General features: G+C 38.1%; 13 protein-coding genes and 1 tRNA gene. 6 read left to right on the forward strand and 8 right to left on the reverse strand.

Annotated elements, in window-relative coordinates; translation table 11 throughout:
• The 3 genes from PLK24_RS02570 to PLK24_RS02580 all read right to left on the reverse strand — a co-directional run.
• Window positions 1-349: DUF6141 family protein (locus PLK24_RS02570; RefSeq protein WP_324476200.1), on the reverse strand; the 349-nt coding region annotated here is incomplete at its 3' end.
• A gap of 147 nt (window positions 350-496) precedes the next feature.
• Window positions 497-1,006 carry a hypothetical protein gene (locus tag PLK24_RS02575; protein ID WP_324476201.1) on the reverse strand — a complete coding sequence of 170 codons (510 nt, stop codon included), beginning with the start codon at window positions 1,004-1,006 and terminating at the stop codon, window positions 497-499.
• 103 nt (window positions 1,007-1,109) lie between these two features.
• Window positions 1,110-2,225, reverse strand: a complete 1,116-nt coding sequence (locus tag PLK24_RS02580; RefSeq protein ID WP_324476202.1) for an aminopeptidase — start codon at window positions 2,223-2,225, stop codon at window positions 1,110-1,112.
• A gap of 170 nt (window positions 2,226-2,395) precedes the next feature.
• Between PLK24_RS02580 and PLK24_RS02585 the strand changes: the two genes are divergently transcribed.
• The 3 genes from PLK24_RS02585 to PLK24_RS02595 all read left to right on the forward strand — a co-directional run bounded on the left by PLK24_RS02585 (window position 2,396) and on the right by PLK24_RS02595 (window position 6,643).
• Window positions 2,396-2,471: transfer RNA gene (locus PLK24_RS02585), tRNA-Arg, on the forward strand.
• A gap of 130 nt (window positions 2,472-2,601) precedes the next feature.
• Complete coding sequence (locus tag PLK24_RS02590; RefSeq protein WP_324476203.1) at window positions 2,602-5,058, forward strand: diguanylate cyclase; 2,457 nt, start codon at window positions 2,602-2,604, stop codon at window positions 5,056-5,058.
• Window positions 5,059-5,494: 436 nt separating this feature from the next.
• The gene (locus tag PLK24_RS02595) at window positions 5,495-6,643 is read left to right on the forward strand and encodes a Gfo/Idh/MocA family protein (RefSeq protein ID WP_324476204.1); all 1,149 of its coding nucleotides are present in this window, start codon (window positions 5,495-5,497) and stop codon (window positions 6,641-6,643) included.
• Between the two features lie 45 nt (window positions 6,644-6,688).
• Here PLK24_RS02595 and PLK24_RS02600 read toward each other — a convergent pair whose 3' ends face one another.
• The gene (locus tag PLK24_RS02600; protein WP_324476205.1) at window positions 6,689-8,968 is read right to left on the reverse strand and encodes an HD domain-containing phosphohydrolase; all 2,280 of its coding nucleotides are present in this window, start codon (window positions 8,966-8,968) and stop codon (window positions 6,689-6,691) included.
• Between the two features lie 148 nt (window positions 8,969-9,116).
• On the opposite strand from PLK24_RS02600, the gene PLK24_RS02605 reads away from it, so the two are divergent.
• Entirely contained in the window at window positions 9,117-10,277 is a 1,161-nt protein-coding gene (locus PLK24_RS02605; RefSeq protein ID WP_324476206.1) for a uroporphyrinogen decarboxylase family protein, read from the forward strand.
• Window positions 10,278-10,323: 46 nt separating this feature from the next.
• On the opposite strand, the gene PLK24_RS02610 is transcribed toward PLK24_RS02605, so the two are convergent.
• Window positions 10,324-12,993: a TolB family protein gene (locus tag PLK24_RS02610; protein WP_324476207.1), complete on the reverse strand. Its 2,670-nt coding sequence runs from the start codon at window positions 12,991-12,993 to the stop codon at window positions 10,324-10,326.
• A 159-nt stretch (window positions 12,994-13,152) separates the two neighbouring features.
• Here PLK24_RS02610 and PLK24_RS02615 point away from each other — a divergent pair, with 159 nt between their 5' ends.
• A complete protein-coding gene (locus tag PLK24_RS02615; protein ID WP_324476208.1) occupies window positions 13,153-13,431 on the forward strand; it encodes a hypothetical protein in 279 nt (92 codons plus the stop codon).
• Window positions 13,432-13,641: 210 nt separating this feature from the next.
• Here PLK24_RS02615 and PLK24_RS02620 read toward each other — a convergent pair whose 3' ends face one another.
• On the reverse strand, window positions 13,642-13,851 hold the full coding sequence (locus PLK24_RS02620) for a hypothetical protein (RefSeq protein WP_324476209.1): 210 nt from the start codon (window positions 13,849-13,851) through the stop codon (window positions 13,642-13,644).
• Between the two features lie 393 nt (window positions 13,852-14,244).
• Here PLK24_RS02620 and PLK24_RS02625 point away from each other — a divergent pair, with 393 nt between their 5' ends.
• A complete protein-coding gene (locus PLK24_RS02625) occupies window positions 14,245-14,736 on the forward strand; it encodes an ureidoglycolate lyase (protein WP_324476210.1) in 492 nt (163 codons plus the stop codon).
• A 143-nt stretch (window positions 14,737-14,879) separates the two neighbouring features.
• Here the strand turns inward: PLK24_RS02625 and PLK24_RS02630 are convergent, their stop codons facing one another.
• Together PLK24_RS02630 and PLK24_RS02635 are read right to left on the reverse strand one after the other, a co-directional pair.
• Window positions 14,880-16,142, reverse strand: coding sequence for an extracellular solute-binding protein (locus PLK24_RS02630; protein ID WP_324476211.1), 1,263 nt, complete (start codon window positions 16,140-16,142; stop codon window positions 14,880-14,882).
• A 500-nt stretch (window positions 16,143-16,642) separates the two neighbouring features.
• Window positions 16,643-16,871: hypothetical protein (locus PLK24_RS02635; RefSeq protein WP_324476212.1), on the reverse strand; the 229-nt coding region annotated here is incomplete at its 5' end.

Genomic DNA, 16,871 nt, shown 5'->3' on the forward strand with positions numbered 1-16,871 from the left:
GCAAAGGTTGGTAATGGACAATTTGATAACTCACCAGGTTTTCTTTTGGAATTCTCTGATATTGGAAATGAAAAGGTCTATAACGATAATAAACCCCATAACTACTCACTTGAATTTCTAAACGATTTAAAAACATAAACAGTGGTAGACCGATAATGACAATCAATCCAACGATTAATAATCCTGTATCTGACATTGGATTATTTCCCCAAGTTTTTTTAAAAATTAACTGTTGTATCATCCCATACAAAAAAACCACTATAGGAATCAAAACTAACCCCCAGATCCATTGAGATCTAACGGATTGAATTTCTTTAAAAATTACTTGATTAGAATTTCCAATATTCATCTTATGCCCTCAATATATTCATCTTTTTCTTTAAAATAATTTAATTGATTTTTCAGCTTAATGCAAATTACTCTGAATATAATTATAGAAGGAAAATTCAAAAAAAAAGGCTGCCCATGTAATGAGCAGCCTTTATATAAACCATTTTTACCGATTACATTTTCCCCGGTTTTCCATCATGCCTCGACCGTTTCCATCTCGATTACGACTGCATCGTCCCCGACAATCCCAATTGTCATTTTGGTTTTGGTTTCCTCGATTACTATTATCATTTTTTCCGCCTGTCCAGAGGGGATACCCATCAGCATCTCTTAATTCATAGGTCTTATTGTTTACCTTAAAGGAATAGGGAAGAAATACATTTTCTGCAACAAATTCACCGGTCAGAGAAATAGCAGCTCCAATTTGGAAATCCTTTGGATCGTATTGTTTTACCGGACCCAACTCAACCTCAATCACTTTGCCATCCGCATCAACTTTAATTTCAATCTGTGGGGGAGTAAAATCAATGGCTTGTATTGTTCCGCTCATTTCAACTGTTTTACCAGTCAGCTGTCTCCCATAATTATTTTCTCCTCGTCCACGAGCCAAAGCAAAACTACTAACCATAAGAACAACCAGAAGAGCTACGGTAACACCACTTAAAATCTTCTTCATTATTTCCAGCTCCTTTCGACTTTTTACTGATTGTTCCTATTTTAGCCTCCCAACCTTAGAATAACCTTAGAATTCCCTTAAAGTTTGATTAGAATTTAACCCTTCACCCTAAAACATCTTCTATAAATTTGCCTTGTTTATAAAACAACTCTCCGTCAGCATAGATCTCCCCTTGGTCACGCATATCGCAAAGCATATCCCAATGAATTGAAGATTGATTGGTCCCACCTGCTTCCAGCATCGAGTCTCCCAAAGCCATGTGTATCGTACCTCCAATTTTTTCATCAAACAACATATTCCGGGTAAATTGCTGGATTTGATAATTCGTTCCAATAGCCACTTCTCCAAAAAAACCAGCTCCATTATCAGTGGTGAGAAGAGCACGGAGTAAATCCTCACCTTTTTTTGCCCGGGCTTCGACGACATGACCGTTACTCACTCTTAAAGAAATATCTTCAACTTCTTTTCCCATATAAATCCCTGGAAAACTAAAAGTAATAAGCCCTTCGATTTGATTTTCAACTGGAGAGGTAAAAATTTCTCCATCAGGGAAATTTTCTCGTCCACAACAATTAATCCAGGTACGATCGGCAATTCCCACCCTTAAATCGGTTTTTTCGCTGACAATACGCAGTTCTTTTTTTGAATTGAGATAACCAATCCATTTCTCCTGATCTTTTTCAATTCGCATCCACTCAGCAATGGGATTCTCGGTATGGAGATATCCCGCTCTGTAAACAAAATCTTGGTATTCTTCTAAGCTCATACCAGCTTCCTGGGCATCGGCATGAGTAGGATACTGAGTTCCACACCAGCGAAGACTTCCATCTCCCATTCTTTGGGAAAATTTTCGACGAATCGCTTCGTTGGCTTGTATACTCATTTTGATTTTTTCGGAATCAATGTTGGTACGAGACTTGGTGTTCCAACTTCCCCAAGCAGTCAAAAAAACATCAGCATGATCCACAATGGTTTTAAAAAAAAGGTCTTCAGCGTGGACTGCCTCCCGACTTCCATACCGGAATTTTGCCAATCTTACCGAATCAAGCTCGACAATGGTTCGTACCACAGCTCCCATCTGAAAAGCTTGGGTTGCAACTGCTTCAATCCAAGGAATAGCAACATCCTCTGCTGTAATAAAGACTTTCTCACCGGGCTGGACCCGGGTGGAATAAGAAAGGAGAAGCTTAGCTAATTTTTGTAAATAAATATCGGACATATTCATCCCTCGATATAAATTTTTTTTATAAAACCAAACTTAATAAGTATATCAAAATTTTATCCAATTTGAAAATTACTATCTGATTCTGTTCAAAAACAAACAGGAATAACCAAGCTTTAACTCTTTTCTTTTCTCGAAAATTTTTTTATAATATTAAAAGAAGGGGTGCGCCTGTAGCTCAATGGACAGAGCCGCGGACTTCGGATCCGAAGGTTGGGGGTTCAACTCCCTCCAGGCGCGCCATTTTTTTCTCCACCTCACTTCAAGAGTGCCCCTTCCCAAAAGAATAATATTTTTCATTAAATCTTGGGTATGGTAAAATATTGAAAATTTTTTATTTTTTCAGGTAAAAATATTTGAAGGAATGATTTCAATGAAAATAAGGCATCTTTATGAGCTCAAAAGTCCTTCATATATTGTAGTATTTATAATATTTCTATTCCTTTTTTGGAATACCTCAGCAGAGAGCTTTGCCTCCCTTCTTATTACTGAATTTATGGCTTCCAATGGTTCCATAATTTTAGACCAGTCGGGAAAACTTAATGATTGGATCGAAATTCATAATACATCATCCCAACCTATCGATATAAGTGGTTATTTTATATCCGACAAATTAGACGATCCCTTAAAATGGCAGATTCCGGAAGGATATCATCAGGAAACGATCATTCCTGATGGTGGTTTTATCGTTCTAATCGCTGATGGGAGACCTGATCATGGTCCGCTTCATCTCGATTTTGAGCTTTCTAAAACCGGGGAGAGCATTATTTTAACTGAACCAGATGGGGACACAACCATTGATGTCGTCACCTTTGGTCCACAGTGGAAAGATGTCTCCTTTGGGAGGTCAACAACGAGTCCGGAAACCTGGGTGTTCTTTCTTTCACCTTCCCCAGGAAATCCTAATCAGGGAGCAAAAACCGCTTCCTATTGGATTGCTGGTCTTTATCTCTTTTATAAATCGTACCGGGAACTTTTCCTTACCTTTTTTGCTTTTTTAATCATTCTCACCTACATCAGCATTCGACTTTTTCAGGTTCTTAAAAAGCTTAGACAGGTCGAAGAAAAACAAACATCTTTGATTCAAGCCGTTCCTGAAATTATCCTTCAACTCGACCACAAAGGACAAGTAGAATGGCTTAACCAACCTGGTATTGGCTTTTTCGGTGAAAATACCTTAGGAAAAGATTGTCGGGAATTATTCAAAACTGCAATTTCATCGGTATCCATTGAAGATATCATCCAAAATCAAAATTTTGGGAGTTCTCTTTCTGATGCCCATTTCATTACCGAGTTTCCTTCCCATAAAGATGAATTTCAAAAAATTATTGATTGGAGCTCAAGCCCCTGTCTTCTCCAAGGTAGCAAAAAAGGAATTCTTTTGGTAGGGCGTGATATAACTCAGCAGCAATATAATGAAAAAAGAATTAAAGATAGCGAAAAAAACTATCGAGATCTTTTCGAAAAAACTCCAATTGGTATTTTAAAAGTTGATGTTAGTGGGGAAATTCTTGATATCAACCAACACATGTTGGAGATATTAGGAGCAACTCATAAGGAAGAAATACTTCATACTAACCTTGCAAATCTTTTTGTCCCGGAACAACCGTTTTTTAATGATGATTATAAACAATTGATAAAAAACCAAGTAATATCAAAGGATGGGGAATACACCTCCCGATGGGAGAAAAAGTTTTGGTTACAGTATAAAATTTTTCCAATTTTTGATGAATTGGGAAAACTTAAGGAAATGATCATCACTGGAGAGAATGTTACTGCAAAGAAAGAGGCGGAAGACAAACTTCAATATATTAGCCTTCACGATAGCTTGACTGGGCTCTATAACCGACCCTTTTTTGAAGAAGAGTTAAAAAGGCTAAACACTGAGCGACAGCATCCTCTTAGTGTCATAATTGGTGATGTGAATGGATTAAAAATATTAAACGATACCTTTGGGCACTTAGAAGGAGACCAACTTCTTAAAAAAACTGCTGAAATATTACAAAAATGTTGCCGCCAGGAAGACATAATCAGCCGCTGGGGAGGAGATGAATATGCCATTATCCTTCCCCAGACCGACCGTGAGACGGCAATACAAATTTGTGATCGAATCCGAAATGAATGTCAAATGCAGGAGAACAATTTAATCCCCATTAGCATTTCACTCGGGGTTTCGACAAAATCTTTACCCATTCAGGATTTTAAGAAAATCATTATTGATGCGGAAGAAAACATGTACCAGGAAAAATTAATAGAATCTGACCATTACCGACGTAAAATGCTTTCAACTTTTATCAACAATCTTAAACCGAAAACCTGGCATTCAACTGATCTCTGTCGACTTTGTCTCTGGTTTGGAATGGTTCTCAATCTTCCCTATTCAGAGGAAGAACTCATGTATTTAGCCGACCTCCATGACTTAGGTAAAATCAATATGGATATAGACTTTCTCTCCCAAGCCGGCCCGCTCAATGAAGACGGATGGAAAAAAATAAAAAAACATCCAGAAATCGGTTATCGTATAGCCCAGGCTATACATCAAATATCTACCATCGCTGATACTATTTGGGCACATCATGAACGATGGGATGGGACTGGCTATCCCCGAGGTCTTTCCAAAGAGAACATCCCCCTCTTAGCTAGGATTATGGCTATTGCCGACGCCTATGATGCCATGAGATGCGGCCGACCTTATCAATCACCTCTTACCAAAGAAGAGGCGATTAACGAGCTCTTACATTATTCTGGTAGTCAATTTGATCCGAATTTAGTAAGCTTATTCATCAAACATTGCCCAATCATCACTTCTGAAGAAATGTCCAGCAATTAGAATAATCAAGGCTTGAGATAATAATGATAAACTCGTATGCTGCATTGTGGCACCAAATGAAGATGAAAATCCAAGATTCGACATGCCATGGCAGGTCGCTACATTAATTAAAGAATGGGCACAATACATTGTACTCCTACAATTTTATATTCTTTGGTAGGGGCTTGATTGATCAAACCCCCATAAATTCTAATTAAATTAATTATTGGTATTGTATTTACCTTTTAGGATAAGGATCAATCTCTCCCTTTAGAAAAGGGGGTAGGGGGGATTTGAAAGAACAGGGAAAAAAACCAATCCCGAACCGTTTCCCGCCTCACGCTCCTAAAAAAGTGAGGGCTCAGGATGACAACATTTTTTACTCGTTCCTGTATTTTCAGGATAGTCTTTTTTCAATATCTTTATAAATCATAATATCTATAAAGGAGGAAGCGATATGAATCATTCACTTAAAGTTGGTGTGATTGGAACTGGCTTTATTGGTCCTGCCCATATCGAGGCAGCACGGCGAACTTTTTTAGCTGATGTCATTAGCCTTGCTGATGTTAACGATGAAATTGCCCAGAATAAAGCTCTCCAGTATGACGTGAAAAACCATTTTGGAAATTACCGCGATTTACTAAAAGACGATAAAATTCAAATAGTACACATCTGTACTCCCAACCATCTTCATTTTCAAATGAGCAAAGAAGCATTAGAGGCTGGAAAGCATGTTATTTGTGAAAAGCCTTTGGCTATGAACCGCCAGGAAGCAGAAGAGCTGGTTGAATTAGCTGATAAAAAAGGTTTAATCAATGCTGTCCACTTCAATATTCGTTATTATCCCTTAGCTCGAGAATCACAACGCAAGGTTAAGAAGGGCGAGCTTGGGGAAATTTTTGCTGTTCACGGGTCTTATTTACAAGATTGGCTATTCTATCCTACTGATTATAATTGGAGATTGGAATCCAGCATGAGTGGCGAATCCCGTGCGGTTGCTGATGTCGGTTCTCATTGGTTGGATATGGTTGAATTCGTTACTGGTGAAAAAATCATCCAAGTATTAGCTGACTTTGCTACTTTCTATCCCATTCGGAAAAAACCCTTGAAACCAGTTGAAACCTATGCAGGAAAAATTCTTCATCCGGAAGATTACCAAGACATTGCAATTAACACTGAAGATTACGCCACTGTTCTTCTCCGTTTTGGGAATGGAGGTCATGGTGTGTTAACCGTGAATCAGGTCGCAGCTGGAAGAAAAAATCGCTTGTACTTTGAAATAGATGGCTCTCAAAAAGCAATTGCCTGGGATTCGGAAAAACCCAACGAACTCTGGATTGGTTATCGAGATCAAGCTAATCAAACGCTCTTAAAAGATCCTTCGCTCTTAGACAGTGAAACCAGAAAAATTGTTTCTTTCCCTGGAGGGCACAACGAAGGTTTCCCTGATACCTCGAAACAACTCTTCAAAGAAGTGTATCAAGCTGTTTTGGATCCATCCGCTCCGAAAAATTATCCGGGTTTTAAAGATGGCCTTCGAGAAGTACTTTTGTGTGAAGCAATTCTAAAAAGCTCCAAAAACAATCAATGGGTAGAAGTAAAATAAAAGACAGTGACAAGAAACAATGAGCGATTCGAAATTATATAATACCTATTGACTCATTACTCTTAGAAATACTTCAACCAGGTGCGGGTCGAACTGATAACCTGCACCTTTTTTTATCTCATTCAAAGCTTCTTTTTTGGATATCGGTTTCTTATAGGTTCTTCCATCAACCAAAACGTCATAGGTATCGGCAATTGCTACAACCCTTGATAGGAGAGGAATAGCATCCCCCTTTAATCCTTGGGGATAACCAGTCCCATCCCATCTTTCGTGATGAGAAAGAATAGCTTCCGCAATCGGGATTAATTCTGAAGAATTCAAGGCGATCTGATAGCCAATCTTGGGATGTCGTTTTACCATATCCCATTCTTTCGGAGAAAGAAGCCCAGATTTATTTAATATTGATTTGGGAGTAGCAATTTTCCCCAAATCGTGCAGCCGAGCTAAAAGGTTCAAGTGATGGAGTTCTTCTTGGGAAAACCCTAATTCTTGGCCAATTTTTTGGGTAATTTTTTGGAGTCGATCGGAATGAGTTTCGGTTTCTTGAGTAATTTTACGAAGCGACTTTTCTATAGCGGTAACCAGATCTTGACTTAATTCATTACTTCTCGTCAATTTGTTCCAATACATCCATCCTTCAGCTGTTTCAATAACTTCAGTTATCAATCGATCCTGATTTTCTTTCACAGCATATCCAAAGGAAATACTGACTTGGAGAGGATTGGTTTCGATATTATGTAATTCTTTTTGTATTGATTCTACGGTAAACTGGAGATATTCATTGTCGACTTGAGGTATTAAAAGTATGAATTCATCTTCATCCCAGCGGGCTAAAATATCTTGATTTCGAGAAAACCTCTTCAAGATATTAGCGGTATCAATAAGAATTCGATCACCCTCCTGATGACCAAACCTTTCATTTACTAAGTGAATTTCATTTACATCTCCTAAAATAATACCGATTGGGTGGTTTTCAGGAAAATTTTGACGGGAAATCTCTTCTTCAAAAAAAGCTCGATTGTATAACCCGGTAAGTGGGTCATGGAAACTGATATATCGAATCTTTTCTTCGGCTATCTTTCTCTCAGTAATATCTCGAGCAATTCCCTCTATAGCTATAGTTTTTTTTCTGCGGTTATAAACCGGCACATATTTATGTTCCATCCAGATAGTGGTGCCATCTTTACGAATCATTCGGATGGCAAGAGGTTTATCAAGAGCTGTGGGATTTTTTAAATATAAATCCAAAAGTGGTCGATCCTCAGGAAATACTCTTTGAATAAAAAGAGTAGGGTCGGCATAAAATTCAGATGGGGTGAATCCGATTATTCTTTCTACTGCTGGATTAATATACTCCAGCTTCATGGGTTCAACCGCCTGGAAACGGAAGAGAAGGTCCTGAGCATTATCAACTAAAGATTGGATATGATTAGGAAGATTAAAATTATCGGGAGAAAAAGAGACCTGGCCTAATTTAGAGTCGTCGGTTTCTCCCTGGGGTTGGGAATTTTGCTTAAAATGACTCCACCAATAATTCGATAAACGGGTCTTTCCACTTCTATTTTGAATAGTCTGGACAACTGCCTGAGAAATAAAGAGAAGAGATAAAAACTTGACAGTAACCCGCCATTCGATCATAAATCCATATTGGTTACGAAGCATGGTGAATACCACTTCCGCTCCAATACTAAGAATCAAGGAAATAATGAGCGGACGAAGTACTGAAACGGAAATTTTCTTTTTCCAAAAAAGAAGAATAGACAAGGTTATATAAATAAAAGCGCTGATGATATATTCACTCACTAAAGAAAAATTGGTTAATCCTAAGCCGGGTTGATAACTTTGAGGAAATATGTTCCATAGAAATGAACTACAAAATAAAAATATTACTAAGCCTAAATAAATAAGTCCTAAATATAAAAAACGGTATCTTTTAAACCAAGCAAGAAAGCCGATTAAAAAAATTGCACACTCAGCAAAACGAGCAATCAACCAGAGCTGGATGGTCAAGTCAATAATATTTCTCAATAAAAAGGGATTTCTCCAAAAAAGAAAAATTCGTATAAAATCAATCAGAATATAAACAATCGATAAAATGCTGATACTAAAAATGAAGGGTTGGGAAGATAGCCGTAAATAATTCGTGCCAAGAAATAAGATATTATAAGCAATTAGGAGGCTCATAACCCCCATGGTACTATGAAAGAACAGTGTTGATGGTGAAGCTACAAAGAAAAAGACCCCAATTAAAACAATCTCACCGATAATCAGTTGGTATTCTTTGGGGATAATCTCTAAGATTTTTTTTGCATAACAATTTATCATGGTCCCCCTCCATTACTTAGGGGTAGTATATCGCAAGCTAATCAAGAATGCGATTTTTTCTAATAAATTTATTCAACAAATTTTATATAAAATATATCTTATAATAAGGAAAGATTGCTTAATTTATAAAACGAAAGAGAGGATAGATATGAATGATCGTGAAAGATTTTTAAAAATTGCTCACTTTCAACGCTTTGGAGACCCATTTGTTTTCCGACATTGGTTCTGGTTTGAAACTGTGGAACGCTGGCGGCGGGAGGGGATACCAGCCAATGTCAGCCCTTATGATTATGTTAGTTTAGGAAAAGATCGGGTTGAATATCTCCCCGTAAACACTCTCACTCTAAGTTTACGTCCCTACCATAATGCTCCCTGGCCTATAGCAGTTGATCCTCAGTTTGAAAGAAAAGTCTTAGAAGAAGATGAAAATACCGTGGTGATCCTGGAAATCGATGGAGGGGTAGTCCGTTTTTCAAAAAAAGATCCAACCAATATGCCTCAATTTATTCGTTATCCAGTTCCCAATCGGAAAACCTGGGAGTCATTTAAAACCCGTTTCGATCCATTAACTCCTACTCGGTTTTTAGAAAACTGGCAGGTTATCAGTAATACCGATTTTCAACGTGATCCTCACCTTCAAGGAAAATCTTGGAATGAAAGAGATTTTGTTCTCGGTGTTTCGGCTATTAGCCTTTTTGGAATTTTCCGTGATATGATGGGATTAACCGGCATCAGTTATACCCTTTACGACGATCCCAAGCTCATTGAAGAAATGATGGATCATATGGTTTATTTCTCACTGGAAATTTTTAAAAAAATATTTGCTGCTGGAATTACTTTTGACTTTGTTAATCTTTGGGAAGACATGTGTTACCGGAGTGGTTTATTAGTCTCACCAAAAATTGTGAAGGAAATGATGGTTCCTCGTTACCAAATTCTCACTGATTTTCTCCGAAAGAATGGAGTAGATGTTTTTCTGCTTGATTGTGATGGAAATGTTGACGAATTAGTTCCACTTCTTATTGAGGGTGGAGTAAATGGAATCTTTCCTATGGAAGTCCAAGCTGGCTCGGATCCGATTGCTATGCGGAAAAAATATGGAAGAGATTTAATTATTGCCGGAGGCATTGACAAACGAGAGCTCACCAAAGGAAAAAAAGAGGTCGATGAAGAATTGAAAAAAATTCCCTGGCTTCTTGAACAGGGTGGATACTATCCAATTGTCGACCACTTGGTTCCACCGGATGTCCCTCTTCAGAACTATATGTATATGATGGAGCAGCTCCAGAAAATGGCAACCACTGGCTAATGGAGTTATTTTTTATTTTGAATCGTTTTTAGATGCTATAAAGCTATTAACGAAAACGAGTACTGAGAGTCAAGTACCATTCGCCGGAGCAATTGGGCTCTAAAGGATGAGCATATCCCAAAGTTAAATCAAGTGGGAAACCTTCGGATAAATAACTTTGAAGAGAAAGTTCGCTCCCGATGCTTCCAATCCAATCTAAGGTGTTCCAGCTTTCTCCAGCTGCTGACTCAATCCAGTATATTTTTCCATGGATGCTCTTGACTAACCCCAGGCTGAAGAGGGGTTGGTCAAGAGTTATTACTGAAAATTCATACCTCAACTCAAAACGGCCGGCAATTTTTCCTCGAAGGAATTCTTTGGGATAACCAGCGATTCCCCACAATGAATCTCGACCGCCGATTGCAAAATCCTGGGGAAGCGTGCTATACCCCACAGCCATTTGAGCATACCAGGAATGATCGATATTCCCGGCTCGAAAGGATTGCATTTCCCACGTAAACAGAGTTTTTTGGGCAGGATACACCTCGTACTTCCCATTTTGATAGGTTAAGTTAATAGATTGTTTGGTAACCCAAGAGTCATTCCCACCAACAAAAGAACCGTCATGACTTAGAAAAAATCCTTCCCAACATCCCGAATATAGGCTGTCATCTCGATAAATCTTTTCATATCCGGCACAGAAATTGAGCTGATTTTGGTGAGGCAAAAAAATTGGATAACCGAATGAGAGGGAATACTGATATTTCTCCTGGTCTAAGGAGAACCAAAAATCGATTTCCGGATCCACAAACAAACCCTGATAGGAAAATGTCGTGGTGAAATTTTCTTGTAAATCACTTTGATAGGAAAGTGAATAGGAATGAAACCCCAGGTAATCCCGTGCACTGGTTGTTCCACCCCAGAGGAGTGGAACCCAATAACGAGGAAAAAGATGTTTGGTCGCCTGATAGGGCTTATCTTCAAAATTCTGGGTTGGAGGGGTTTTATCCAGTAAATCTGGAATTCCTTGTGGTTCTACTTCTATCTTTTTCCAGCTATGGATATCCGATAGAAATTCTGAGACATCGAATCCTGATCGGTGGTAAGCAATGCCGTAAAATTTATGTCCATTATATATCGGTTCAAACAATCCGTTCACCACATTGGTTACCTGATAGTATTCACCAGTATCAAGATAATATGCATAAACATTGTACACGCCATTTCGGTCTGAAGAAAAAAATAATATTTTCCCATCGGGAGAGAAAGAAGGGGAGAGATCGGCATAACCATCTGAAGTAATAAAATGAAGTCCTTCATCTTCAGTTAAAAATGCCAAGTCAAGGAAGCCGTTTTTCCAACCGCTTATCACCATAGTTTTTCCCGTTGGATCAATCGTGGCTTGAATAGGCCGGAATGAAGAAGGAAATTCAGAAACTGATTCTATCTTTCCTGAGGTAGGGTCAATAGAGCATAGACTTTCGGGAAAAACATTCCTTCTTAGAAAAAACACTTTTCCATTTTGGAAAAATGGACTAAAAGCCCGAAGGCCATGAGTCAGCCTACTTTCTTTCCCGGTATCCAAATCATAGCAAAAGATATCAAACCAGGAATAATATTTTTCTGGAACCATTTTTGAATAGACTAAATATCTTTCATCGTGGGAAAAAACTGGACTTCCAACGATTGAGCCCTTGACTATTAAGCGCTCCTGGCTACCTTTTAGGTCACGAAGCCGTAATCCTGAGATAAATTGAGGGTGGGATAATGAGTAAATTAACTTCTCTCCGTCAGGAGAAAGGCTTAAGCCGGATACATAATACCCTCGATCAGTTATAAAAGAAATTAGGGTTGTTTTTTGGCATTGAATTTTTTGGTATTGGTTTTGGTATTTTTCCTTAAGATTTTCCTCCCAGAGCTTCCACAATTCATCGGTATCAACACCGATGGCTTTTTTAAGTGCCCGATCAAATCCATAAATATGAAAGTTATCCGAACAAAGAGTACTAATCTCACCTAATTTTTTCTCACCAAAATAATCGGCAATGAATTGACAAATACTGGCACCATAGATATAGCAGCCATTCTGACCTGGCCATCGGTCAAGATAGCTGTATCCACCTAAGAGATGAGAGGGTTCGAAATGATTCCCCAAAGCCATTTCTCTCAAATACATATCGTATAATGTATCAGACAACCGACCTTGGGTACCAAAGTGATTTTCAGCATACATGGCATATCCTTCCCATGCCCACATTGGTTGAATAACATTGGGAAGGACTACATATCCTAAAAGTTTTCGCCAACGTTTGATTTCGGGACTTGCTGCTTCAAGATGAAGCATATGGGTTAATTCGTGAGCCAAAACCATATGTATCCAGTTTCGAAACTTAGTTCCTAAAAATTGGTTGTAAGGTTGAGAGATAACCAAATGGATTTCGCCTTGAAGAGGATCGGCTTGGCCATTGGGAATATCGGTATTATCTGCCAGGACGATTGCCGGTCGAAAAGAAAGAGTGGTGTTGAGGAAAGTTTCGATTTGAGAAAGAATACCTTCGGCAAGTATGGCAACTTCTAAGGCTACATCCTTTAAAGAAGCTGGAAAAACCACCAGAAAATGACCGGTATCCATTTCCCGCCAATCCAAATAAGGATCAAAACGTTGAGGAAATACCGGCTTAGAAAGAACAACCAGGATGATTAGGATAAAAAACCATATTAAGGAATATTTTTTCATAAAAGGATTATAACTGAGAAAGGTCTTATCGACCAATCTTTTTATATCTTACCTATTAATTTTCTAATTATTTATGATCGTATTATTATGACACCTGGCATAAATCTTATTCTTTTGGGTTGTAACAAATAGAGATAGCAAATAAATGGAGTGATAAGCATGAATTTTGAAGAATATATATACACATTCAATCTAAAAGAACTCTCTGAACTTTTATTACAAAGCAGTCAAAAAGATAGATTTCAATACCAACAAATCAATAACGATGTTTATCTTATCTGTGGAGTTAAAACTCAAGACTGTAAAATGTGGAAAATTTTTCCCGAAGTCAATGACGAAGTCAATTTGAAAGCATTACGGGTTATTGCCCTTGAAGCGTATCGAAATGGTTTTTTAAAACCTCATATCCCAAAACCAGTGAAGAGTAAACAGAAATGAGTTAAGTATCATCGTACTGAACATCACTTTCCAACAGGATAATTTCATCGTTTAGATAACAAGGAACGGGAAAAACCTGGTTGAGTGAGATCGAGGTTGGAATAATTTTATACCTCATTTTAGGGTTTTCGTCGGAGCTGATTTTTTTCAAATTTCTATTTAATTTCTTTTTCATGACATAATTTTCTGGTGCTAATACAGGTTGGAAATTTACTGTTCTGAAAATTCTGCCTTAACTTCAACTTCCCAGTCTTCAACCGGGAAAATATCATAAGAATCAAAACCAAAAGCTTGAATTTGATCCCGATTGAGCTCAATTACCCGATCATCAAATAACAACCAAAAAGAACCATCTTTTTTTTGGAGTATCCGAATATCATTTACAACCCAAAATATTCCTCTACCCACCTGGACTACCATAAATATCTTCCCCCTATTACATGATAATTTTATATACGAAACTTCATCCGGATGGTTTTTGTGGATAACTTCAATATTAAGCGAAATAGCTTTAATTGCTGTGCAAAAGACTTTTTATTCACCGGTTTTTCACCGGATATCAACAGCTTTGCTGGGTTGCAGAATCATTTCGTTTTAAAATTGAAAAAAAATGAATCATAACTCCTTAAAAAGGATTCGAGATGGCGTGCTTTCTTATTTAATGATCATTATTCACTCTCACACGATCAATTCTTTCCTGCATTTCCAATCATTGCTTGTTCCAGGATTTATTAAATCGACCATTTCTCAAAAAATTGTTACAATAAGAAAATAAAAAATTATTTAATACAAAATACTAAAGGAGAGAGCCTTATGAGCACCGTTCAAATCCAACCACTTACTTATGAAACATTCCAAAAATATGGAGATTTTGTTCAAATCGATAAGGTCAGTCCAGAAAAATACCAAAGAATCGGACAACCACCAATTGAATTTTATCCTGATTTAGTTTTGCAAAATTTAGGAAGTTCAATCCTGGGAGTCTCCTTATGTCGGGTTTTCCCTCGTGACTTAAAAATTGAAGTTACCGAACATCATAACGATACTGAAGAGGGAATGTTGCCTCTTGATGGAGACGTGCTTATCCATGTTGGTGCTTCAGCAGAAAAATCTGAAGATATGAAAGTCGAAATCTTCGAAGTTCCCAAACTTACCTTGGTCAGACTAAAAATTGGAGTATGGCATCACGCCGCATATGCCAAAGGAGATCAACCGGTTAACGTGCTCATTCTTTTAGCAGAAAGAACTTACCACAACGACTGCGAAGTTGAAAATTATCAATTCACCTTTGGTAAAAAATGCTAAAAGGGAAGCAGTGGTTGATATAAATAGGTGAGGTTTTTACAATTTCCACCTTATGTCTATCAGTATTAATAGAGATTTTTTTACGCTTTCCAATTTTTGGATTTAAACCAAGGCGAGAGGACCCTCTCGCCTTGGTTTATCTTTTATTGAATGTTTTTCTCAATAGCATCGTACATGCTTTGGAGGGCTTCCTGCGGAGTTTTGGTTCCCATTAAAGCATTCTGAACTTCAATCTGTTCAGCATAGGACCACTCATCATACCAGGTGAGCTGAGGAAGAGCTCGGGCAAATTCTGCTTGTTTTCCGAAATTTTTCCAATAAGGATAGAGAGCCAATAGCTCGGGATCTTCAAAATGAGCCTTCCAGATCGGAAGAGTTCCGATTTCCAAAGAACGAACTTTGTCTCTCTCCGGACTGGTCATATATTCAATATATTTCCAGGCTGCTTCGGGATTTTTTGATGTTGCTGGAATAGCCAAAGCTTCTGGAAGGTTCAAGGTTGCTTGATATTCTGGTTTTACTGCCGGGATATATTCAGCTATTTCAATTTCTCCAACTATTTGCGAAATTGATGGGTCGTTTGAGGCGTTATAAACACCTGGCCAAGCTTGGGGGAAAAAGGCTGTACTTCCATTATAAAAAACATTAGCGGTCATTTCCTGGTTCATGGTGAGCGAGGCTGGATCAATGACCTTGGTATTCAGGAAGCAATCAGCCATGAAAGTGAGAGCATCGATCGCTGGTTGTTCTAAAAAGGTTGGTTTCCCTTCATTGTTAAACAGATCAGAACCAAAGCTATAGCTTATAAAGGTATGCCAATTCGCAAGAGATTGGCTTTGTTCAGCAGCTTCACTGCTTCCGTATTGAATCAAGTTGGCGGTAATCATTTTCTGTGACTGCTCGACAAATTCTGCCCAGGTATGTGGAGGTTCAGCAATACCAGCATCTTTTAACTTCTTTCCGTTATACATGAAAAAACGGGTATCGTTATTCCATACAATACCATAAAGAGTGCCATCGACACTGAAAGTATTCACTAAACCTGGTAACATTTGATCGATAACATCAGCTTCCATATATTGGTTGAGCGGAACCAACCAACCGGCTTCATTAAACTTAGCTACCCAGGCATTATCAAATTCGATAACATCAAAAGATGTTCCACCTGCAGCCAATTCGGTGAGAACTTTATCCGCCACTCGGTCCCAGGCCATGGTGATTAATTCTACTTTGATACCGGTTTCTTTTTCAAATTCTCGGGTTTGTTGTTCCCACAAACCCTTAACATCCATCTCATGACGAGGCATAATGACTGCAATTTGTTCCTGGCTATTACTAACCATTACTATAGATAAAATCCAAACCATTGCTAACAATAAAATCCAAACATTTTTTTGGGTTTTCATATTTTTACCTCCAAATTTGGTTTTATTCTACTCAAAATAATCTTATTCTGATTACACCTCCTTCTTTTATTTTTTTATAATCTTCCTATTTATAACAGTGAATAAAAATTTATCTACCTTGAAAGTACCAGAACGTTTTTTAAAGGTTTTCTTTTAGAGCAACCAACCAGGATTTCATTTTGTGCTTTCACCCTCATCCTCACCTTCGAACTCTGAATCGTCATTGCGAGGAACGAAGTGACGTGGCAATCTCATGAGTTCAATCTTTTTTTTCTCTCCCTTTGCCTAAAGAGAGAACATTCAGGATTCGATTGGTTTCCAAAAATTCAAATCCCCCTTACTCCTTTTGCTAAAGGGGGAACTTATTTTTCCCTCGCCCCTCCGTGGAAAAGGATCAGGGTGAGGGGGCAACTCTTATCATCATCAACTAATGCTGTAAAGCAGCATGAAAGTCTATCCTAAATATCCACGGGCATGATAAATCAAGCCCCACAAAAGAATTAATAATTCAGGGGTACAATGTATTGTGCCCGTTCTTCATTTAATGTAGCGACATGCCATGGCATGTCGAATTTTGGATTTTCACCCCATTTTCTGCCATAAAAGTAGTAGGAGAAACTATCCTTCCTACCTGGTACGATACTATTAAGAATATTTACCCTTTCACCGATCCGGCTGTTAACCCCTGAATGATAAACTTTTGAAAAATTAAAGCCAGAATAACTGGTG

Source organism: Atribacter sp. (genome assembly GCF_035418125.1).
Classification (GTDB): Bacteria; Atribacterota; Atribacteria; order Atribacterales; family Atribacteraceae; genus Atribacter; species Atribacter allofermentans.